Genomic DNA, 21,443 nt, shown 5'->3' with positions numbered 1-21,443 from the left:
TTGATGGAGGAAGCACGATGGATCATCGTTTACTTGAAATAGTGGCTTGTCCGGTCTGTAACGGACGGTTGGTCTTTGATAAGGAAAAACAGGAACTGATCTGCAAGATTGAAGGTCTGGCCTATCCCGTGCGCGACGGCATCCCCGTCCTGCTGGATCACGAGGCCCGCCATCTGACTGCCGACGAGACCGCAAAATGACGTTTACCGTAATAATTCCGGCCCGCTTTGCCTCCAGCCGTTTACCGGGCAAGCCGCTGGCGGACATCAACGGTAAACCGATGGTGATCCACGTGATGGAACGTGCGCAGGAGTCGGGCGCAGAGCGTGTGATCGTCGCCACCGACCATCCCGACGTCGAGCAGGTCGTTCGTCAGGCGGGCGGAGAAGTCTGTCTGACCCGTCCCGAGCACAATTCGGGGACGGAGCGACTGGCGGAAGTGATTGAACGCTACCGTCTTCCAGATGACGAGATCATCGTGAACATTCAGGGCGACGAACCGATGATCCCCCCGGTCATCGTACGTCAGGTCGCTGAAAACCTGGCGGGAAGCCGGGCAGGGATGGCGACGTTAGCTGTGCCGATTGTCGGCAGCGAAGATGTCTTCAACCCGAACGCGGTAAAAGTGGTGAGAGATGCGGAAGGGTATGCGCTGTACTTTTCCCGCGCGCCGATCCCGTGGGACCGTGAGCGTTTCGCCCAGTCCAAGGATAACGTCGGCGATCATTTCCTGCGTCACATCGGCATCTATGCCTACCGGGCTGGATTTGTGCGCCGTTACGTCAGCTGGGCGCCGAGCGAACTGGAAAAAATCGAACTGCTGGAGCAGCTGCGCGTGCTGTGGTACGGCGAAAAAATCCACGTTGACGTGGCGAAAGCGATTCCGAGCGTCGGCGTCGATACGCCGGAAGATCTGGAGCGCGTGCGTTTGGCGATGGCAGGCGGCTGAACGTTCCCGCTTTATCGTTTGTTACGACCACAGGCGGATATGATAGCCGCCTGTTTTTACTGACATCCGGGACAAAACGCCCTGAATCCCGGATTCAGGATCGGGCCGACTAGGTCCGGTATCGAACGTTATCAGAGGGAAGCGCCGTCTGACTGGGTAAGGCGGCGAATGATGCGTTCAAGATTGCCTGAGGATGTCACGACACCGCGCTGCGCGTGTTGGGGAACCTCAAAAAGAGTCATCAACCCCCCCCAATGGAAGGAGTAATACATGGAAATGAGTAACACTATTCGCTCAGCGCTGGCGCTGAGCCTGCTGGCAGGCGCGGTTGCGCCGACGACGGCCGCCACCTTTTACTTGTCGCCGACCGGCAACGATAACGGCAGCGGCACCCTCACCGCGCCCTGGAAAACGTTTGGGCGGGCGCAGCAAACCCTCATGCCCGGAGACCGGCTGTGGATACGCGGCGGTAAATACAGTTTTACCGCGGGGGTTAACCAGTGCGCCAGTCGTACCGATGTCGTCAACGCGGTGACGCTGAACAAAAGCGGGACGGCGGGCAAACCGATTCAGTACTGGGCCTACTCCGGCGAAACGCCGGTGTTCGACTTCAGCAAAATGAAAGATGACTGCCGCATCAAAGGGTTCAACGTGGTGGCAAACTGGATCTCACTGAAGGGGCTGGAGATTGTCGGTGTCCCGCAGCACAACAATCTCAATCATGAATCCTGGGGCGTGTGGATTAAGGGCAGCAACAACACGTTCGAGCAGTTAAACATCCATCACATCATGGGAACCGGACTGTTCTTGCAGAACGGCGCCAACAATAAGGTGATTAACTGCGACTCCCACCACAACTACGACCCGCTGACGTCAAACGGCGCAGGGCAGAGCGGTGACGGCTTTGGCGTACATGTCGCCGCCAACCAACCGGGAAACCTTCTGCGCGGCTGTCGGGCATGGTCGAATTCGGATGACGGTTTCGACTTTATCAACGCCTATTCACCTGTCTTGGTTGAAAACTCCTGGGCGTGGCTGCACGGCTACCTGCCCGGCACGACCACGTCGCTGGCCGCGGGCAACGGCAACGGTTTCAAAATTGGCGGATACGGCGCACGCTACGTCGCTAACGCGCCCAAGCACACCGTGCGTCAGAGCGTCGCGTTCATGAATAAAAGCGCAGGTTTTTATACCAACCATCACCCGGTCGCGAATAACTTCTTCAATAATACCGGCTACAAAAACAAACCTAACTTCAACCTGCTGGGTATCAACGCCAGCGGTGGAGAAGTCGGCTTGGGCGTGGCGCGAAACAATATCTCGTATGGCGGTGTCGCGCTCACGCATACCCAAGGCGCGGATATGCGCTACAACTCGTGGAATCAGTCAAAAGTGCTGTCCGATGGGGAGTTTGAGAGCGTCGCCGTAACCGGCTGGGATGCAAAACGGAAAGCGGACGGCAGTCTGCCTGACCTGAAAAGTCTGCATTTGTCCGCCGGTAGTTGGCTCATCGACAAGGGCGGTAATCTCAATCTGCCTTACAAAGGCGCCGCGCCGGACCTCGGTGCGTTCGAACGTCAATAACCCCTGCCTCACCTTGCGCAGAACCTTTTGCTATTCTTTAGGTTCTGCGCCCATCATGGGCTGATTCGGCTTTGTTTGATCTATATTGAGGAAAAACGCCCCCCTCAGCGGCATGATACGATCGACAAGCCTCCCCTCCAGTCAAGGTCTCATGTTTATGGAATTGCTTAAAGCCGAGTTGAGTGCGGTATTAGGGGAACCTCTTAGCCGCCTCGAACGAATCAGTGAACAACCTTATGCACATCTGTACGCCATGTATGACAAGGAAGGTCACGCGATTCCGCTGCTGGTCAAAAGCTACGTGTGTCAGGGCGTCGCTCAGCAGGAGGCTTATAAACTGTCTATGTTGGCGCGTGAGGGCGACGTGCGGGTGCCTACCGTCTATGGGATGGTCATGAGTCAGCATCCGTCGCATAAAGAGCTGTTGCTCCTGGAGCGGCTGCGCGGCGTACCGGTCGAAACCCCGACCCGGACGCCACAGCGCTGGGAGTCGCTTATGGACCAGATCGTGGATAGCGTTCTGGCCTGGCATCGTATTGACAGCCACGGTTGCGTCGGGTCGGTCGACAGCATTCAGGAAAACAGCTGGCCCAAGTGGTACGCTCAGCGGCTGGAGGTATTGTGGTCCACGCTGATGCTGGTACAAACGCCGCTGCTAACGCGCGAAGATCGCGCGTTACTGTTCCGCTCCCGCCAGGCGCTGCCTGCGCTGTTCCGAGACTTCAACGATCCTTGCGTGCTGGTACACGGCAATCTGTCACTGCGAAGCATGTTGAAGGATAGCCGCAGCGACCAGCTGCTGGCGATGATCAATCCGGGCATGATGTTGTGGGCGCCGCGTGAATATGAACTGTTCCGGCTGTGCGACGAGGGGATGGCTGAACAACTGCTGTACCATTATCTGCGCCGTGCGCCGGTGTCTGAAACTTTCGTCTCCCGGCGCTGGCTTTATGTCGTGTGGGCAGCCGTGTCTCGCTATATTCATACCGGTCGGTTAGACCGCGAGGTGTTCGACCGGGCGTCGCGCGAGCTGCTGCCCTGGTTGAACTAGTCTGTCGTCGCCTGCGTTCCTCTTATCTTCTGCCACAGGCCACCCAACGTTTCATACCACGCCCGCTCGCTGTGCGAGAGATACAGCGCTGACGGGAACAGCTTTTCCCACGGATTCAACGGCGAGGTGATCGCCAATTGATTTGCCGGAGCGGGGATGGGGTGCAGCCCCTGGCCCTCGAAAAAGCGCATGGCGCGCGGCAGATGGTTGGCGGAGGTCACCAGCAGGAAAGGTTGTTTTCCCACCCATCGCGCCGTACCGGCCGCTTCCTCCGAGGTATCTCGCGCCGTGCCTNCCTGCAGGATATCTTCCGCCGGTACGCCCAGGCTCTCCGCCACTCGCGCGGCCGTGCTGGCGCTGGTGACCGGATTGCCTTTTGCCGCCGCGCCGGTGAAGATCAATTTGGCGCCGGGGTTGGCATGGTACAGACGAATCCCCTCGGTCACGCGCGCCAGGCTATTGCCGACCAGATTTGAACTGGGCGCCCATTCGGGATTGAAGGTATAGCCGCCGCCGAGGACGACGATAAAGCCGACCCGCTGTTGGCCGGGCTGCCAGGTGGGATAGCTGGACTCCAGCGGGAGCAACAGCCGATCCGCCACCGGCTGCAGGCTGATTAAGGTCAGCATCAGCCAGCTCACGGTCAGGACGACGCGCCCGGTCTTCTGGCGACGAGTGAACCACAGCAGCAGAAGCGCGATGCCCATCAATAACAGCAAAAGCGGCAGCGGCTGTAGCAGGCTGCCAACATACTTTTTGAGGTCAAACAGCATAAAATAGCATCCAGGTTGAGTGAAAAAGCGCCATCCAGGCGGAGAACGTGGTCTCAGGCGATTCATTCTATGTCAGCCTGTGCCAAAATGTCAGATTAGGAGCGAGTCGGCGCATTGCGGATGCGCCGTCATCAATTGCGTGGAACCCGTGGAATGCAGGATCGTAACTTTAACGATATCGCTGAAAAATTTGCCCGGAATATCTACGGCACCACCAAAGGGAAATTGCGTCAGGCCGTGCTGTGGCAGGATCTGGAAACCTTGCTGGCCCGTCTTCCGCAACGACCCTTGGTCATTGTGGATGCAGGCGGTGGTGAAGGTCATATGGCCTGCCGCCTGGCCGCTTTAGGACACCAGGTCTTGTTGTGCGATGTGTCCGATGAGATGATTCGGCGGGCGCAGGCTGCCGCCGAGGCGCAAGGCCTCACGGATCGTCTGCGCGTCGTACAGTGCGCAGCACAGGATATCGCCTCATATATGGATCGGCCCGCCGATCTGGTATTGTTTCACGCGGTGTTGGAGTGGGTGGCTGAACCCCAGCCGGTATTAAGCACGCTGACGGACTGTCTGGCGCCGGGTGGAGCGTTATCGCTGATGTTTTATAATCATCATGCCTTTTTGATGCGCAACATGGTGCTGGGAAACTTCGGCTATGTCGAAGTGGGCATGCCGAAACGCAAGCGGCGTTCTCTGTCCCCTGACCATCCGTTAAATCCGGAAGAGGTCTACCAATGGTTGTCCGCATTAGGCCTGACTATCAGCGGCAAAACCGGGATACGGGTATTTCACGATTATTTGCGGGACAAGCAAAAACAGATTGACGAGTTTGACACTCTGCTGGCGCTCGAGCAGCGCTATTGCCGGCAGGAGCCTTTTGTCAGCCTGGGGCGTTACATCCACGTTATGGCGCATAAGCCCCTTTTAAAGGATGCATTATGAGTGATTTTTCCCAGACCGTACCCGAACTGGTCGCCTGGGCTAGAAAAAACGATTTTTCGATTTCGCTGCCGACGGAAAGGCTGGCGTTTTTGCTGTCGATTGCCACGCTCAACGGCGAACGCATGGACGGCGAGATGAGTGAAGGCGAACTGGTGGACGCGTTCCGTCATGTTAGCCAGGGATTCGAACAAACTCACGAAACCATTGCCCAACGTGCCAACAACGCAATCAACGATCTGGTGCGACAGCGCCTGTTGAACCGGTTCACCAGCGAGCTGGCGGACGGCAATGCCATTTACCGACTGACGCCGCTTGGCATCGGGATCACGGACTACTATATACGTCAGCGCGAATTCTCCGCGCTGCGTCTCTCTATGCAGCTCTCCATCGTCGCCCAGGAACTGGGCCGGGCCGCAGAAGCGGCGGAAGAGGGCGGAGACGAATTTCACTGGCACCGCAATGTCTTCGCGCCGCTGAAATATTCGGTGGCGGAAATCTTCGACAGCATCGATCTGACCCAGCGCATCATGGACGAACAGCAGCAGGGGGTGAAAGAGAATATCGCCGGGCTGCTGACGCAGGACTGGCGCGCGGCCATCAGCAACTGTGAACAGTTGCTGACCGAAACCTCCGATACCCTGCGCGAGCTGCAAGATACGCTGGAAGCCGCGGGCGACAAACTGCAGGCCAATCTGTTGCGCATTCAGGACGCGACGCTCGGCAACGACACGCTGGGATTCGTCGATAACCTAGTATTCGACCTGCAGGGTAAGCTGGACCGCATCATTAGTTGGGGACAGCAGACCATCGACCTGTGGATCGGCTACGACCGCCACGTGCATAAATTTATTCGTACCGCCATCGATATGGATAAAAACCGCGTCTTCTCACAGCGGTTGCGGCAGTCGGTGCAGACCTATTTCGACCAGCCGTGGGCATTGACCTACGCCAACGCCGACAGGCTGTTGGATATGCGTGACGAAGAGCTGGCGCTGCGCAGCGATGAGGTCACTGGGGAACTGCCGCCGGAGCTGGAATATGAAGAGTTCAGCGAGATGCGTGAGCAGGTTGCCGCTCTGGTGGAGCAAGCGTTGGAAAAATACAAGCAGCAGCGCATTCCGCTGTCTCTGAGCGAGGTGATGCGCGACTATCTGGCGCAATATCCTCGCTCCCGGCAATTTGACGTTGCCAGAATTGTGGTCGNCCAGGCCGTGCGTCTGGGCGTAGCCGAAGCCGATTTTACCGGATTGCCCGCGCAATGGCAGGCAATCAATGATTACGGAGCCAAGGTACAGGCCCATGTCATCGACAAATATTGAACCAATTATCACGGCCAAACTGATGGCCGCGCTGTCCAACGCGCAGTTTCCGGCGTTGGACAGCCAACTGCGCGCTGGACGCCATATTGGCGTCGAAGAGCTGGAAAACCATGCCCTGCTGATGGACTTTCAGGAGGAGCTGGAGTTCTTCTACAGCCGCTACAACGTAGAACTGATTCGTGCGCCGGAGGGCTTTTTCTATCTGCGTCCGCGTTCGACGACGCTGATCCCGCGCTCCGTCCTGTCGGAACTGGATATGATGGTGGGAAAAATCCTCTGCTATCTCTATCTCAGTCCTGAACGTCTCGCGCATGAGGGCATTTTCAGCCAGCAGGATCTCTACGACGAGCTGATGAGCCTGGCGGATGAAAACAAACTGCTGAAGCTGGTCAATCAGCGCTCCACCGGTTCGGATCTGGACCGCCAGAAACTGCAGGAAAAAGTGCGCACCTCGCTGAACCGTCTGCGTCGACTGGGTATGATCTACTTCATGGGCAGCGACAACAGCAAATTCCGCATTACCGAGGCGGTGTTCCGCTTCGGCGCCGATGTGCGCAGCGGCGACGACCCGCGTGAAGCGCAGCTGCGCATGATCCGCGATGGCGAAGCCATGCCGGNGGAAAGCAGCCTGTCGCTCGAAGACAGCGACGACGGAGAGTCAAGCGGCGATAACCAGAGTGTTGAGGATGAACAGGAATGATTGAACGCGGTAAATTTCGCTCACTGACGCTGGTTAACTGGAACGGTTTCTTCGCCCGTACCTTCGACCTGGATGAACTGGTCACCACGCTGTCGGGCGGTAACGGCGCCGGGAAGTCCACCACGATGGCGGCCTTCGTCACCGCGCTGATCCCCGACCTGACCCTGCTGCACTTTCGTAACACCACCGAGGCCGGGGCGACCTCCGGCTCTCGCGATAAAGGCTTGCACGGAAAGCTGCGCGCCGGGGTGTGCTATTCCATTCTCGACGTGGTGAACTCCCGTCACCAGCGCGTGCTAGTGGGGGTGCGCCTGCAGCAGGTCGCCGGTCGCGATCGCAAGGTGGACATCAAACCCTTCACCATTCAGGGGCTGCCGACCTCCGTCGCCCCGACAGAAATTCTGACCCAGACCGTGGGCGAACGTCAGGCGCGCGTGCTGCCGTTGCCGGAGCTGAAAGAGCGTCTCGAAGAGATCGACGGGGTGCAGTTCAAGCAGTTCAACTCCATCACCGACTACCACTCGCTGATGTTCGATTTGGGGATTGTGCCGCGGCGGCTGCGCTCTGCGTCCGACCGCAGCAAATTCTATCGTCTGATCGAAGCGTCGTTGTATGGCGGTATTTCCAGCGCCATCACCCGCTCGCTGCGCGACTACCTTCTGCCGGAAAACAGCGGGGTGCGTAAGGCGTTTCAGGATATGGAAGCCGCGCTGCGTGAAAACCGCATGACGCTTGAAGCGATCCGCGTCACCCAGTCTGACCGCGATTTGTTCAAACACCTGATTTCTGAAGCCACCTCCTACGTGGCGGCGGACTACATGCGGCACGCCAATGAGCGACGCATTCATCTGGACGACGCGTTGACGCTGCGCCGTGACCTGTTCGGCAGCCGCAAGCAGCTGGCGACCGAGCAGTACCGCCATGTGGAAATGTCGCGCGAGCTTCAAGAGCACAGCGGCGCGGAAAGCGATCTCGAAACTGACTATCAGTCTGCCAGCGACCATTTGAGTCTGGTGCAGACGGCGATGCGTCAGCAGGAAAAAATTGAGCGCTACAGCGGCGATCTGGAAGAGCTGAGTGACAAGCTCGAAGAACAGAACGAAATCGTGGCGGAAGCGCACGATCAGCAAGAAGAGAATCAGGAGCGCGCCGACGCGGCGGAGCAGGAAGTCGACGAGCTGAAAAGCCAGCTGGCGGACTACCAGCAGGCGCTGGACGCGCAGCAAACGCGCGCCATTCAGTATCAACAGGCGCAGCAGGCCTTGGAGCGCGCCCGGGCGCTTTGTCAGCAGCCGGATCTCACGCCGGAAAACGCCGATGACTGGCTGGACACGTTCCACGCCCGCGAGCAGGAAGCCACCGAACTGCTGCTGATGCTAGAGCAGAAATTGAGCGTGGCGGATGCGGCGCACAGCCAATACGAACAGGCCTATCAGCTGGTGACCCGCGTCGCGGGCGCGGTCAGCCGCAGCGAAGCCTGGCAGGTTGCGAAAGATGTCTTGCGCGACAGCGCCTCCCAGCGTTATCAGGCCGACCGCGTACAGCCGCTGCGGATGCGGTTGTCCGAACTTGAACAGCGTCTGCGCGAGCAGCAGGATGCTGAACGTCTGCTGCAGGACTTTGCCAAGCGCAACGGTCAGGAGTATCAGCCGGAAGAGCTTGAAGGCGTGCAGCAGGCGTTAGACGCCCAGATCGAAGAGTTGGCCGGACTGGTGGCGGAAGCCGGCGAACGCCGTATGGCGTTGCGTCAGGAGCTGGATCAGATCCAGCAGCGTATCCAGCAGCTGACGGCCCGCGCGCCGGTATGGCTGGCGGCGCAGGAAACATTGTCCCAGCTCAGTGAACAGAGCGGGGAAGATTTCGAGGACAGTCGTCAGGTCACGGAATGCATGCAGCAACTGCTGGAGCGTGAGCGCGAAACCACCGTCGAGCGCGACGAAGTGGCGGCCCGCAAGCGCGAAGTCGAGGCGCAGATCGAACGGCTCAGCCAGCCGGGCGGTTCGGAAGATCAGCGCTTGAACGCGCTGGCGGAGCGTTTTGGCGGGGTACTATTGTCGGAGATCTACGACGATGTCACGCTGGACGACGCGCCGTACTTCTCCGCGCTCTACGGACCGTCTCGTCACGCGATTGTGGTGGCGGACCTGTCGCTGGTGCGCGAACAGCTCTCCGGTCTGGAAGATTGCCCGGAAGATCTCTACCTGATCGAGGGCGATCCGCAGTCGTTCGATGACAGCGTGTTCGAAGTGGAAGAGCTGGAGAAAGCGGTCGTTGTGAAGATCGCCGACCGTCAGTGGCGTTATTCGCGCTTCCCGTCCGTGCCGTTGTTTGGCCGCGCCGCGCGCGAACAGCGTCTGGAAAGCCTGCGCAGCGAACGCGACGCGCTCTCCGAGCAGTACGCCACGCTGTCGTTCGACGTCCAGAAAACGCAGCGCCTGCATCAGGCGTTCAGCCGCTTTATCGGCGCGCATCTGGCCGTGGCGTTCGATGACGATCCGGAAGAGGACATCCGCCAGCTCAACAGCCGTCGCGGCGAGCTGGAGCGGGCCATCAGCAATTTCGATAATGAAAATCAGCAGCAGCGCCAACAATATGAGCAGGCGAAAGAGAATACGGCGCTGCTGAACCGCCTGATCCCGCGTATCAGCCTGTTGTGTGACGACGCGTTGGCCGATCGCGTGGACGAAATCCGCGAGGAGCTTGACGAGGCGGAGGACGCCGCGCGTTTCATTCAGCAACACGGCGCGACGTTGGCGCAGCTGGAGCCGCTGGTCAGCGTCTTGCAGAACGACCCGCAGCAGCACGAACAGTTGCAGGCGGACTACGCGCAGGCGCAGAGCGCGCAGCGTCTGGCCAAACAGCAGGCTTTCGCGCTGACCGAAGTGGTGCAGCGCCGCGCACACTTCAGCTATACCGATTCCGCGAGCATGCTGAATGCCGACGCCGATCTCAACGACAAGCTGCGTCAGCGGCTGGAGCAGGCCGAAACCGAGCGCACCCGCGCCCGTGAACAGCTGCGTCAGCATCAGGCTCAGCTGACGCAGTACAGCCAGCTACAGGCGTCGCTGAAAAGCGCCTATGACGCCAAGCGCGACATGCTGAAAGAGCTGACGCAGGAACTGACGGAGATCGGCGTGCGCGCGGATGCCGAGTCCGAAGCCCGCGCCCGTCAGCGTCGCGACGAACTGCATGCGGCGTTGAGCAACAACCGTGCGCGCCGTAACCAGCTGGAAAAACAGCTGACCTTCTGCGAAGCCGAAATGGATACCCTGCAGAAGAAACTGCGGAAGCTGGAGCGCGACTACCATGTGATGCGTGAACAGGTCGTCACCGCCAAGTCGGGCTGGTGCTCCGTCATGCGTCTGGTGCGCGACAACGGCATGGAGCGTCGGCTGCATCGCCGCGAACTGGCATACATGAGCGGTGACGAGCTTCGTTCTATGTCGGATAAGGCGCTGGGCGCGCTGCGTCAGGCGGTGGCGGACAACGAACATCTGCGCGATGTGCTGCGCCTGTCCGAAGATCCCAAACGGCCAGAACGCAAAATCCAGTTCTACATCGCGGTCTATCAGCATCTGCGCGAGCGTATCCGTCAGGACATCATTCGTACCGATGACCCGGTGGAAGCCATCGAACAGATGGAGATCGAGCTTAACCGTCTGACGGAAGAGCTGACGTCGCGCGAGAAAACGCTGGCGATCAGTTCCCGCAGCGTAGCCAACATCATTCGCAAAACCATTCAGCGCGAGCAGAACCGTATTCGCATGCTGAACCAGGGGCTGCAGGCGGTGGCGTTCGGTCAGGTCAACAGCGTCCGCTTGAATGTGAACGTGCGTGAAACGCATACCACGCTTCTGAACGTGCTGTCGGAACAGCAGGAGATGCATCAGGATCTGTTTAGCAGCAACCGTCTGACCTTCTCGGAAGCGTTGGCGAAACTCTATCAGCGCCTGAATCCGGAAATCGATATGGGCCAGCGCGCGCCGCAGACCATCGGCGAGGAGCTGCTGGACTACCGCAACTATCTGGAGATGGAAGTGGAAGTCAATCGCGGCACCGACGGCTGGCTGCGTGCGGAGAGCGGGGCGCTGTCGACCGGGGAAGCTATCGGGACCGGGATGTCCATTCTGGTCATGGTGGTGCAGAGCTGGGAAGAGGAGTCTAAGCGGCTGCGCGGCAAGGATATATCGCCTTGTCGTCTGCTGTTCCTCGATGAAGCGGCGCGTCTGGATGCCAAGTCCATCGCCACGCTATTCGAGCTGTGTGAGCGGCTGGAAATGCAGCTGATCATCGCAGCGCCGGAGAACATCAGCCCAGAGAAAGGCACCACCTACAAGCTGGTCCGTAAGGTCTACCAGAACCACGAGCACGTGCATGTGGTGGGTCTGCGCGGTTTCGCCAGCGAGACCGAAGAGAGTGTGGCAACGCCGACGTCGTAGCGCCGCGCATACATAGAGGCGATCTCCGCTGAGGCGGGGATCGCCTGTTATTTTCTTTTCATCTTATGTGTCTTGTTGTGGCTCCATTTCCATTCGGGTGAAACGCCGTCTGCGCCTTCCAACCTCCAACTCCAACTCCAACTCCAACCGCCAAGCGCCAACTTCCAACTTCCAACTTCCAACTTCCAACTTCCAACTTCCAACTTCCAACTTCCAACTTCCAACTTCCAACTTCCAACTTCCAACTTCCAACTTCCGTGATCATTGCGGAGTTACCTCTAACGTCCTCCATTCGTGGCTAGTGACGTTGTCACTTATTTTTATTCATCACCCCGCCGAGTGGTGACGACTGCAGAGCAAAAACAGGAGATCACGCATCCTGATTTCGTCAGGTAGCACGCTTCGTCTAATCTCCCGGATGGATGACGCTGGCGCCGGGTTTTTTGACCACTTTTTGTCAGTTTTATGCCACGATTCAAAGAAACCCTAAATGATACAGGTTAAGGTCATTGCACAGAAAACTGGTGGCCTCCGGGTATGTACGCATTTAATTTGGTGTTACTGCTGTTGCAGCAAATGTGTGTGTTTTTAGTCATCGCCTGGTTGATGAGTAAAACTCGTCTGTTTATCCCTTTAATTCAAATCACGGTGCGGTTACCGCACAAGCTGCTGTGTTACGTCACCTTCTCCATGTTCTGCATTATGGGAACCTATCTGGGTCTGCATATTGACGATTCGATCGCCAACACGCGCGCTATCGGCGCCGTTATGGGCGGCTTGCTGGGCGGGCCGGNAGTCGGCGGACTGGTTGGCCTGACCGGCGGTCTGCATCGTTACGCCATGGGCGGGATGACGGCGTTCAGCTGCATGATTTCCACCATTACCGAAGGACTGCTGGGCGGACTGGTGCATAGCGTGTTGATCCGGCGCGGGCGCAGCGACAGCCTGTTTAGCCCATTCACAGCGGGGGCGATAACGTTGGTCGCCGAGCTGACGCAGATGGCGATTATTCTGCTGCTTGCCCGCCCGTTTCAGGAAGCGTTACAGCTGGTTCAAAACATCGCCGCGCCTATGATGGTGACCAACACGGTCGGCGCGGCGATGTTTATGCGTATCCTGCTGGATAAGCGCGCGATGTTTGAAAAATACACCTCGGCATTTTCCGCCACGGCGTTGCGGGTGGCGGCCTCGACCGAGGGAATATTGCGGCAGGGCTTCAACGAAGAGAACAGCACCAAGGTGGCGCAGGTGCTGTTTCAGGAGCTGGATATCGGCGCGGTGGCGATCACCGACCGTGAGAAACTGCTGGCGTTTACCGGCATCGGCGNCGACCACCATTTGCCGGGCAAGCCCATCTCGTCCGACTATACCTGGCGCGCGCTGGAAACCGGCGAGGTCGTGTACGCGGATGGCAATGAAACGCCGTACCGCTGCTCGCTCCATCCGCAGTGCAAACTCGGCTCAACGCTGGTGATTCCATTGCGCGGCGAGAACCAGTGCGTCATCGGGACGATTAAGCTCTATGAAGCCAAGCATCGCCTGTTCAGCTCCATCAATCGGACGTTAGGCGAGGGGATCGCGCAGTTGCTGTCGGCGCAAATTCTCGCCGGCAAGTATGAGGACCAGAAGGTGCTGTTGGCCCAGTCAGAGATCAAACTGCTGCATGCGCAGGTGAATCCGCATTTTCTGTTTAACGCGCTCAATACGCTGATGGCCGTCATCCGCCACGACAGCGACAAAGCCGGTCAGCTGGTGCAGTATCTGTCGACCTTCTTTCGCAAAAATCTTAAGCGCTCGACGGAAATCGTCACGCTGGCTGATGAGCTGGATCACGTTAACGCCTATCTGCAAATTGAAAAGGCGCGATTTCAGTCGCGGCTGAACGTCCAGTTGAAAGTCCCGGATGAACTGTCGATGCAGAGGCTGCCCGCGTTTACGCTGCAACCCATTGTCGAAAATGCCATCAAGCACGGCACCTCACAGCTGCTGGGCGTGGGCCAAATCACGATTCAGGCCAGCCAGGAGGGGGGATATCTGATTCTGGCGATAGAAGATAATGCCGGTCTTTATCAGCCCAGCCAGAGCAGTACCGGACTGGGCATGAGTTTGGTGGATAAGCGCCTGCGCGCGCGTTTTGGCGACAGTTATGGTCTGACCGTCACCTGTGAGCCGGATTGGTTTACCCGTATCATCCTGCGGCTGCCTTTGGAGGAGCGTCTATGTTGAGAGTGTTGATTGTCGACGATGAACCGCTGGCGAGGGAAAACCTGCGTGTGTTACTGCAAGAGGAGAGCGATATCGAGATTGTCGGCGAATGCGCCAACGCCGTGGAAGCCATCGGCGCCGTTCATGCCCTGCGCCCCGACGTCATGTTTCTCGACATTCAAATGCCGCGCATCAGCGGTCTGGAGATGGTGGGGATGCTGGAAAATCAATACCGGCCATACACGGTATTTCTGACCGCATTTGATGAATACGCGGTCAAGGCATTCGAAGAACATGCGTTTGATTATCTGCTCAAACCCATCGAATCCCCGCGGTTGCAGAAAACCCTGACGCGTTTGCGGCAGGAACGACAGGAGCAGGATATTTCCGTGCTTTCTGATCAACAGCCGCCGCTTAAATTCATTCCCTGCAACGGTCGCGGCCGTATCTATCTGCTGCAGATGGAAGATGTGGCCTACGTCAGCAGCCGCATGAGCGGGGTTTTTGTCGCCAGCCATGGCGGCCGGGAAGGGTTCACCGACCTGACGCTGCGGACGCTGGAAAACCGCACGCCGCTGCTGCGCTGTCATCGTCAATATCTGGTCAATATGGCCCATCTGAGTGAAATCCGTCTGGAGGACAACGGGCAGGCGGAGCTACTGCTGCGCGACGGTCAAACCGTGCCGGTCAGCCGCCGCTATCTCAAAAACCTGAAGGAAACGCTGGGGCTGTGAGCCGCGCGGCGTTGCCCGTGAAGCGGGTCATTGCGGTCGCAGGGCCTCAAAGGCCTGGCGGATATTCTGTTCCGGTAGTTGCACGCCGATAAAAATCAGCGTGCTGCGCCGCGTCTCCTCGGGAAGCCATTCGCGATCCCAATCGGCGTTGTACAGGCGTTGCACGCCCTGAAACAGTAGGCAACGAGGCTGATCCTCAATCCACAGCATGCCTTTGTAGCGCAGCAGGTTATCGGTAAAACCGACCAGCAAGCCCTCCATGACTTTGGACACGGCATCCAGCGCGACCGGGTAGTCGAGCGTCACGACGATGGAGGCGATGTCATCCGGCTTGCCGGGGGCAAAACGGTACACCGGCTTGGCGGCGACCACGCGCTCGTCGAGCAGGAAACCGCGGGTGTTGAACAGGTGCGACAGATTGATATCACCCTGCGTGACCGGGTAGATTGGCGCGCGGGCGTTAATTCTGCCAAGGCGCTCGGTCAGCGCCGTGTGGTCGCCCGCCAGGTCGGTTTTGGTTAACAGCAGTCGGTCGGCATAGCCTACTTGCGATTGCGCCAGCGGAAAGCGATCCAGCTGTTCATCGGCGTGCACGGCGTCCACCAGCGTGATGACGCCGTCCAGCAAATAGCGCTCACACAGTATTTCATGCGAGAAAAAAGTTTGCAGGATCGGGCCTGGGTCGGCCATGCCGGTGCATTCGATCATCAGCCTGTCGAAGGCAATGTCGCCCTTGTCCCGACCGTCGAGCAGATCGCGCAGCGCATCTTCCAGTTCGTTGGAGCGCGTACAGCAGATGCAGCCGTTGGTCAGCGTTTTGATTTGCGTAGCGCGGTCGCCGATGAGCTGGTCATCGAAGGCGACATCGCCAAACTCGTTTTCAATTACGGCGATGCTTAAGCCGTGGGGGGCATTGAGGATATGGCGCAGCAGGGTGGTTTTGCCCGCGCCGAGGAAACCGGTTAACACCGTGACGGGAATGGGGGTCATCATGATTCTCCTCTGGGTCAGCAGCAGCGCATGCCGCCTTTACCGTCGCCGCCGTAGCGCGCCTGTTGACGCTCACGGAAAAATTCTTCGTAGGTCATGACCGGGCTGTCAGGATGGTTGGTCTGCATATGCGTGACATAGGTTTCATAGTCAGGGATCCCAATCAGCATACGAGCGGCCTGTCCAAGATACTTTGACGCCTTGCCGAGTTGATCAAACATCGTGTTTTCCTAAGGGTTCAGCCCCGCCAAGGCGGGGCTGTGCTGATCATCATCAATGTCCCGAAGAGGTTTTGACGCCGCCTTCAGGGACGGGAACGTACGGCGTTTCCTTGTCCGTCCGCTGATCCGTTTTTCTTGCATTCAGCCAGGTGCGAATACCGTAGAAGATAATACTGTAGACCACCACCAGGAAGAGAATACTCAGACCTGCGTTGGTGTAGTTGTTGATCACGATGTGATTCATATTCGCGACCTCCTGCGCGGTCAGTTCGCCGCCCGCCAGAATCCGTGCCTTATACTCCCGCGCCATGAACAGGAAACCTTCCATCTGCGGGTTGGTGCTAAACAGTTTCATACCCAGCGCCCAGGTGGTGCATATCAGCAGCCAGGTGGCAGGCACCAGCGGAACCCAAATGTATTGCGTGCGCTTCATTTTCACCAAGACGACGGCGGCGAGTACCAGCGCGACCGCAGCCAGCATCTGGTTGGAAATGCCGAACAGCGGCCATAGGCTCTTCACTCCGCCGAGCGGATCCACGACGCCCTGATAGAGCAGGTAGCCCCACAGCCCCACACAACCGGCCGTGCCGACGATGCCGGCGGGCAGCGAGTTGGTTTTCTTCAGGAAGGGGATGAAGTTGCCCAGCAGGTCTTGCAGCATGAAGCGGCCAGAGCGCGTGCCGGCATCCAACGCGGTAAGAATAAACAGCGCCTCAAACAGAATGCCGAAGTGATACCAGAAGCCCATATCCGCGGCGGGAATAATCTGGTGGAACACCAGCGCGATCCCCACGGCCAGCGTCGGCGCGCCGCCTGCGCGGTTCAGAACGGAGGGTTCGCCTATGTCTTTGGCGGTCTGCAGAATCTCTTCCGGTGAAATCACGAAGCCCCAGCTGCTGACGGTCGCCGCCGCCTGCGTGGTGACTTCTTTCAGCTGCGACAAGACCAGCGGGGCGTTTTCCGTCCCCAGTTGGTGCAGGTTCGGCATGACGATGCCAAGACCCGACGGCGGGGTGTTCATCGCGAAGTAGAGGCCCGGCTCAATAATGGAAGCGGCCACCAGCGCCATGATGGCGACGAAGGACTCCATCAGCATGGCGCCGTAGCCGATGAAACGCGCATCCGTTTCGCAGGCCAGCAGCTTCGGCGTGGTGCCGGAGGCGATCAGCGCATGAAAGCCGGAGACCGCGCCGCAGGCGATGGTGATAAACAGGAAGGGGAACAACGCGCCTTTCCACAGCGGGCCGGTGCCGTCGACGTATTGAGTGATGGCGGGCATTTTCAGGTCCGGGTTCAGGATCACGATACCGACCGCCAGACCGACGATGACCCCGATCTTCAAGAACGTCGCCAGATAGTCGCGCGGCGCCAGAATCAGCCAGACCGGCAGGAGTGCGGAGACGAACGCATAACCGATCAGCGTGAAGGTGATAGTGGTGTCTTTGAAGGTGAGCGCCGGCCCCCAGAACGGGTCATGAGCAATGATGCCGCCGAACCAAATGGACGCGACCAGCAGCACAATACCGATGACGGAAACCTCGCCCACACGGCCCGGACGAAGGAAGCGCATGTAGATGCCCATGAACAAGGCGATCGGCACCGTCGAGCAGACGGTGAAGACGCCCCACGGACTTTCCGCCAGCGCTTTCACCACAATCAACGCCAGCACCGCCAGAATGATGATCATGATCAGGAAACAGCCGAACAGGGCGATGGTGCCCGGCACGCGGCCCATTTCTTCCTTAATCATCTCACCTAGCGACGCGCCGTTGCGGCGAGAGGAGATAAACAGCACCATGAAATCTTGCACGGCACCGGCCAGTACGACGCCGGCCAGCAGCCAAAGCGTACCGGGAAGGTAGCCCATCTGCGCCGCCAGAACCGGTCCTACTAGCGGTCCGGCGCCCGCAATGGCCGCGAAGTGATGTCCGAACAGCACGTAGCGGTTGGTGGGCACGTAGTTGAGACCATCATTATTGATGACGGCGGGCGTCGCGCGCGTCGGGTCCAATTTCATGACTTTCTGGGCGATGTACAGGCTGTAATAGCGATACGCCACCAGATAGACGGAGACGGACGCGACCACAATCCACAGCGCGCTGACGTTTTCTCCCCGGCGCAGCGCGACGACCGCGAGGCAAAACGCGCCGATGATGCCGATGACCACCCAGGGAATATGTTTGAGTAACGTATTATTTTTCATACAAAACCTGCTTGTCAGACGAACCAGTAAAACAGCGAAACGGGCTGCTTTAATAAGGCTGTATGGGTTTTAGGGGTTAGAGATAAAGCCAGTGTTGATACTGGCGGCTATCGTGGCGAATTTTGCGGTTGGTCGGTGGGATAATTGCGTAAGCGGTGGGATAGCACCCCTAAGCGGTCATGGGCGCGCGCCAGTGGTATTCATGAGGTTATTTCGCACTGAAATGTGTGACGGTGATCTCATCAAAGGCCGTAAAACACAGAAGCAGGCCACGGAACGAGAGACAGATTCCGCGACAAAATATCAAAAGTGTTACCGATATCAATTTATCGTCCTTCAGGACCAGTCGAAGACATTCGTCAATTCGGTCAGTGCTTCGCGTACCCACTGTATCGGCCGGTCGCGCAGTGCCGGTTGGCGGCACCCTATCTCTATTGCATAGCTCGGCATCGCCAGCGGACAAGGTACGCAGCGCAGCGTCGGCACCATTCCGGCGATGGCCCTTGCCGCGTGCGCTGGGATGGTCGTAACCAGATCGCTGTCTTTTAGTAGCCAAGGAATGGCGGCGAAGTGGGTGGTCGATGCCCCGACGGTACGGCTGAGCCCGAGCTCCGTCAGCTTTTCATCCATCAGACCAATATAACCGCCGTGTGAGACCAGCAGGTGCGGACGGCGAATAAACGCCTCCAGCGTGAGCGACGGCGGAGGCGCGTCCGGCGTTGAAGCGATCAGGCAGGCGTAGCCCCCGGTGGCCAAATGACTTTTGGACAGTGAGCGATAGGTGAATCCCCCGGCCGTCAGCGCCAGATCCAGCTCGTGTCGCAGCAGCATATCGGCGGCGATCTGGCTGTGGGTCTGCCGGAACACAACGCGCAGGCCGGGGGACTGCTGATGCAATGTCTGCAGCAACGGCTGCCCCAGCGCCAACTCGAAATCATCAGACAAACCCACGATGACCGTTCGGCCAGCATAAGACGCCGTTTCGTTGTTTAACAACAGCAGCGTTTCACGGCATTTGTTCAAGGCATCGCTGACCAGCGGCTGGAGTTCGCTGGCTCTGGGCGTGGGCGACAATCCGCGCCCGTTGCGGATAAACAGCGGATCGTGATACAGCGTTTTGAGTCGTTTTAAGGCGGCGCTTACGGCGGACTGAGTTAACCCGAGTCTGACGCCCGCGCGGCTGGCGCTGCCTTCTTCATATAACGCCTCGAAGGTTTTCAGTAAATTGAGATCCAGCGCTCCGATATTAATCTCATTCATAGTATTCAGCGATAAAAGGGGGTTTTATTCATTCTAGCGCAGTGCCACTCTGAAGCCCATGCCGCCTCATCGGCGAGGCGGCAATCCACCATTGATGACAGGGGAACAGAGTATGGCGAAATCCGTCGTGGCGGCACTGCAACTAGGGTCTTCTCCCGCTGGGAAGGCGGCGACGTTAGCAGATATTTTGGCGTATGAGGACGAGATTGCGCGCAGCGGTTGTGCGCTCGTCGTCATGCCGGAGGCGCTTTTGGGGGGATATCCTAAAGGGGAAATTTTCGGTACCTATTTGGGCTATCGTCTGCCGGAAGGGCGCGAGGCCTATGCGCGCTACTACCACAACGCTATCGATCTTAACGGCGAAGAGTGCGAGGCGCTGGCGGGGTTATCCGCCCGCACTGGCGCGTCGCTGGTGGTCGGAGCCATCGAACGTGACGGCAATACGCTCTACTGCACCGCGCTGTTCTTCACGCCTGAGGGCGGGTTGGTCGGCAAGCATCGCAAACTGATGCCGACCGGTACTGAGCGGTTGATCTGGGGGCAGGGAGACGGCTCGACGCTGACCGTCGTCAACACGCAGGCCGGGAAGGTCGGCGCGGCGATTTGTTGGGAAAACCATATGCCCGCGCTGCGCATGGCGATGTATGGCAAGGGCGTGGAGATTTGGTGCGCGCCGACCGTGGACGAACGTGAAAACTGGCAGGCGTCCATGCGGCACATCGCTCACGAAGGGCGCTGCTTTGTCATCACCGCCTGTCAGATCCAGGCGTCGCCCGCCGAGTTGGGGATCAGCGTGACGGCCTGGGACGATAACCGTCCGTTGATCAACGGCGGCAGCCTGATCGTCGACCCGATGGGCAACGTGTTGGCGGGGCCGTTCACGGGGAAGGTGGGGCTGCTGACGGCGGAGATCGACACCGATGACCTGGTCAAAGCCCGCTACGATATGGACATCACCGGCCACTATGCTCGCCCAGACGTGTTTACCCTGACGGTGGATGAAACGCCCCGCGCGGCGGTGCGATATATGAATGCGGCGGGGGATGGGGCGAACGAGCTGAAGAAATAATGCAGTGTGGGAGGTGTTTTCGTTAGAAGAAAAGCCTGAATATAAATTCAGGCTTTTTATCTCGGTGTCGCGGTGAGGGAGGGATTCACAGCGGCGCTGCGCGCCTTGCCCTTCGGGTGGCCTGACGGCCATGCAAAACGGCGATGCCGTTTTGTCGAACCCTGACGAGGGTTCTCACCCTCCCTCTAGGGGATTTCTGAATACAAAAAAGCCTGAATGTGAGTTCAGGCTTTCTCTGTAAATATGGCGGTGAGGGAGGGATTCACGGCGGCGCTGCGCGCCTTGCCCTGTGGGTGGCCTGACGGCCATGCAAAACGGCGATGCCGTTTTGTCGAACCCTGGCGAGGGTTCTCACCCTCCCTCAAGGGGATCTCTGAATACAAAAAAGCCTGAACTTTCGCTCAGGCTTTCTTATGGAATATGGCGGTGAGGGAGGGATTCACTGCGGCGCTGCGCGCCTTGCCCTTCGGGTGGCCTGACGGCCATGCAAAACGGCGCTGCCGTTTTGTCGAACCCTGACGAGGGTTCTCACCCTCCCTCAAGGGGATCTCTGCATAAAAAAAAGCCCAAACGTAAGTTCGGGCTTTCTCTGTAAATATGGCGGTGAGGGAGGGATTCACTGCGGCGCTGCGCGCCTTGCCCTTCGGGTGGCCTGACGGCCATGCAAAACGGCGCTGCCGTTTTGTCGAACCCTGACGAAGGTTCTCACCCTCCCTCTAGGGGATTTCTGCATAAAAAAAGCCCAAACGTAAGTTCGGGCTTTCTCTGTAAATATGGCGGTGAGGGAGGGATTCACTGCGGCGCTGCGCGCCTTGCCCTTCGGGTGGCCTGACGGCCATGCAAAACGGCGCTGCCGTTTTGTCGAACCCTGACGAGGGTTCTCACCCTCCCTCAAGGGGATCTCTGCATAAAAAAAGCCCAAACGTAAGTTCGGGCTTTCTCTGTAAATATGGCGGTGAGGGAGGGATTCAATGCGGCGCTGCGCGCCTTGCCCTTCGGGTGGCCTG

At 58.5% G+C, this 21,443-nt stretch carries 16 protein-coding genes and 4 other RNA genes; 11 read left to right on the top strand and 9 right to left on the bottom strand.

Annotated elements, in window-relative coordinates; genetic code table 11:
• Positions 1–17: 17 nt before the first annotated feature.
• The 4 genes from SB13_RS11035 (at position 18) to SB13_RS11020 (ending at position 3,584) form a co-directional block, all read left to right on the top strand.
• Complete coding sequence (locus tag SB13_RS11035) at positions 18–200, top strand: Trm112 family protein (protein ID WP_026740410.1); 183 nt, start codon at positions 18–20, stop codon at positions 198–200.
• Positions 197–949, top strand: a complete 753-nt coding sequence (gene kdsB / locus SB13_RS11030) for a 3-deoxy-manno-octulosonate cytidylyltransferase (protein WP_026740409.1) — start codon at positions 197–199, stop codon at positions 947–949. The genes SB13_RS11035 and kdsB overlap by 4 nt, the downstream gene beginning before the upstream one ends.
• Before the next feature lie 270 nt (positions 950–1,219).
• A complete protein-coding gene (gene pelN, locus SB13_RS11025; RefSeq protein ID WP_051616531.1) occupies positions 1,220–2,533 on the top strand; it encodes a pectate lyase PelN in 1,314 nt (437 codons plus the stop codon).
• 157 nt (positions 2,534–2,690) lie between these two features.
• The gene (locus SB13_RS11020) at positions 2,691–3,584 is read left to right on the top strand and encodes a YcbJ family phosphotransferase (RefSeq protein ID WP_026740407.1); all 894 of its coding nucleotides are present in this window, start codon (positions 2,691–2,693) and stop codon (positions 3,582–3,584) included.
• Here SB13_RS11020 and elyC read toward each other — a convergent pair.
• A complete protein-coding gene (gene elyC, locus SB13_RS11015) occupies positions 3,581–4,357 on the bottom strand; it encodes an envelope biogenesis factor ElyC (protein WP_026740406.1) in 777 nt (258 codons plus the stop codon). The genes SB13_RS11020 and elyC overlap by 4 nt on opposite strands.
• 153 nt (positions 4,358–4,510) lie before the next feature.
• Here elyC and cmoM point away from each other — a divergent pair, with 153 nt between their 5' ends.
• From cmoM to btsR, 6 genes are all read left to right on the top strand, one after another.
• The gene (cmoM, locus tag SB13_RS11010; RefSeq protein WP_026740405.1) at positions 4,511–5,296 is read left to right on the top strand and encodes a tRNA uridine 5-oxyacetic acid(34) methyltransferase CmoM; all 786 of its coding nucleotides are present in this window, start codon (positions 4,511–4,513) and stop codon (positions 5,294–5,296) included.
• On the top strand, positions 5,293–6,615 hold the full coding sequence (gene mukF, locus SB13_RS11005; protein ID WP_026740404.1) for a chromosome partition protein MukF: 1,323 nt from the start codon (positions 5,293–5,295) through the stop codon (positions 6,613–6,615). The genes cmoM and mukF overlap by 4 nt, the downstream gene beginning before the upstream one ends.
• Entirely contained in the window at positions 6,596–7,315 is a 720-nt protein-coding gene (gene mukE / locus SB13_RS11000) for a chromosome partition protein MukE (protein ID WP_026740403.1), read from the top strand. The genes mukF and mukE overlap by 20 nt, the downstream gene beginning before the upstream one ends.
• Positions 7,312–11,754, top strand: a complete 4,443-nt coding sequence (gene mukB / locus SB13_RS10995; protein ID WP_026740402.1) for a chromosome partition protein MukB — start codon at positions 7,312–7,314, stop codon at positions 11,752–11,754. Before mukE ends, mukB begins: the two co-directional genes overlap by 4 nt.
• A 537-nt stretch (positions 11,755–12,291) precedes the next feature.
• Positions 12,292–13,980 (top strand): sensor histidine kinase, encoded by a 1,689-nt coding sequence (locus SB13_RS10990; protein ID WP_026740401.1) that lies wholly within the window; start codon positions 12,292–12,294, stop codon positions 13,978–13,980.
• Complete coding sequence (gene btsR, locus SB13_RS10985; protein WP_026740400.1) at positions 13,974–14,693, top strand: two-component system response regulator BtsR; 720 nt, start codon at positions 13,974–13,976, stop codon at positions 14,691–14,693. Before SB13_RS10990 ends, btsR begins: the two co-directional genes overlap by 7 nt.
• Positions 14,694–14,720: 27 nt before the next feature.
• On the opposite strand, the gene yjiA is transcribed toward btsR, so the two are convergent.
• The 4 genes from yjiA to SB13_RS10965 form a co-directional block, all read right to left on the bottom strand.
• Positions 14,721–15,683 carry a GTPase gene (yjiA, locus tag SB13_RS10980; RefSeq protein WP_026740399.1) on the bottom strand — a complete coding sequence of 321 codons (963 nt, stop codon included), beginning with the start codon at positions 15,681–15,683 and terminating at the stop codon, positions 14,721–14,723.
• A 17-nt stretch (positions 15,684–15,700) separates the two neighbouring features.
• Positions 15,701–15,904, bottom strand: a complete 204-nt coding sequence (locus SB13_RS10975; protein ID WP_026740398.1) for a YbdD/YjiX family protein — start codon at positions 15,902–15,904, stop codon at positions 15,701–15,703.
• Positions 15,905–15,956: 52 nt separating this feature from the next.
• On the bottom strand, positions 15,957–18,107 hold the full coding sequence (locus SB13_RS10970) for a carbon starvation CstA family protein (RefSeq protein ID WP_026740397.1): 2,151 nt from the start codon (positions 18,105–18,107) through the stop codon (positions 15,957–15,959).
• A 336-nt stretch (positions 18,108–18,443) separates the two neighbouring features.
• Positions 18,444–19,367, bottom strand: coding sequence for a LysR family transcriptional regulator (locus SB13_RS10965; protein ID WP_026740396.1), 924 nt, complete (start codon positions 19,365–19,367; stop codon positions 18,444–18,446).
• A gap of 112 nt (positions 19,368–19,479) precedes the next feature.
• On the opposite strand from SB13_RS10965, the gene SB13_RS10960 reads away from it, so the two are divergent.
• Positions 19,480–20,436 carry a carbon-nitrogen hydrolase family protein gene (locus SB13_RS10960; protein WP_051616532.1) on the top strand — a complete coding sequence of 319 codons (957 nt, stop codon included), beginning with the start codon at positions 19,480–19,482 and terminating at the stop codon, positions 20,434–20,436.
• 67 nt (positions 20,437–20,503) lie between these two features.
• Here SB13_RS10960 and SB13_RS17375 read toward each other — a convergent pair.
• The 4 genes from SB13_RS17375 to SB13_RS17360 form a co-directional block, all read right to left on the bottom strand.
• A non-coding RNA gene (locus tag SB13_RS17375) (RtT sRNA) lies at positions 20,504–20,634 on the bottom strand.
• Between the two features lie 223 nt (positions 20,635–20,857).
• Positions 20,858–20,988: non-coding RNA, RtT sRNA (locus SB13_RS17370), on the bottom strand.
• A 46-nt stretch (positions 20,989–21,034) separates the two neighbouring features.
• Positions 21,035–21,165, bottom strand: a non-coding RNA gene (locus SB13_RS17365) — RtT sRNA.
• A gap of 45 nt (positions 21,166–21,210) precedes the next feature.
• Positions 21,211–21,341: non-coding RNA, RtT sRNA (locus SB13_RS17360), on the bottom strand.
• Positions 21,342–21,443 lie beyond the last annotated feature (102 nt).

Source organism: Lonsdalea quercina subsp. quercina (assembly GCF_000688695.1).
In the GTDB taxonomy this organism is placed as follows: Bacteria; Pseudomonadota; Gammaproteobacteria; order Enterobacterales; family Enterobacteriaceae; genus Lonsdalea; species Lonsdalea quercina_D.
The sequence above is the reverse complement of the archived record's forward strand: the minus strand, read 5'-3'. Positions and strand labels throughout refer to the sequence as shown.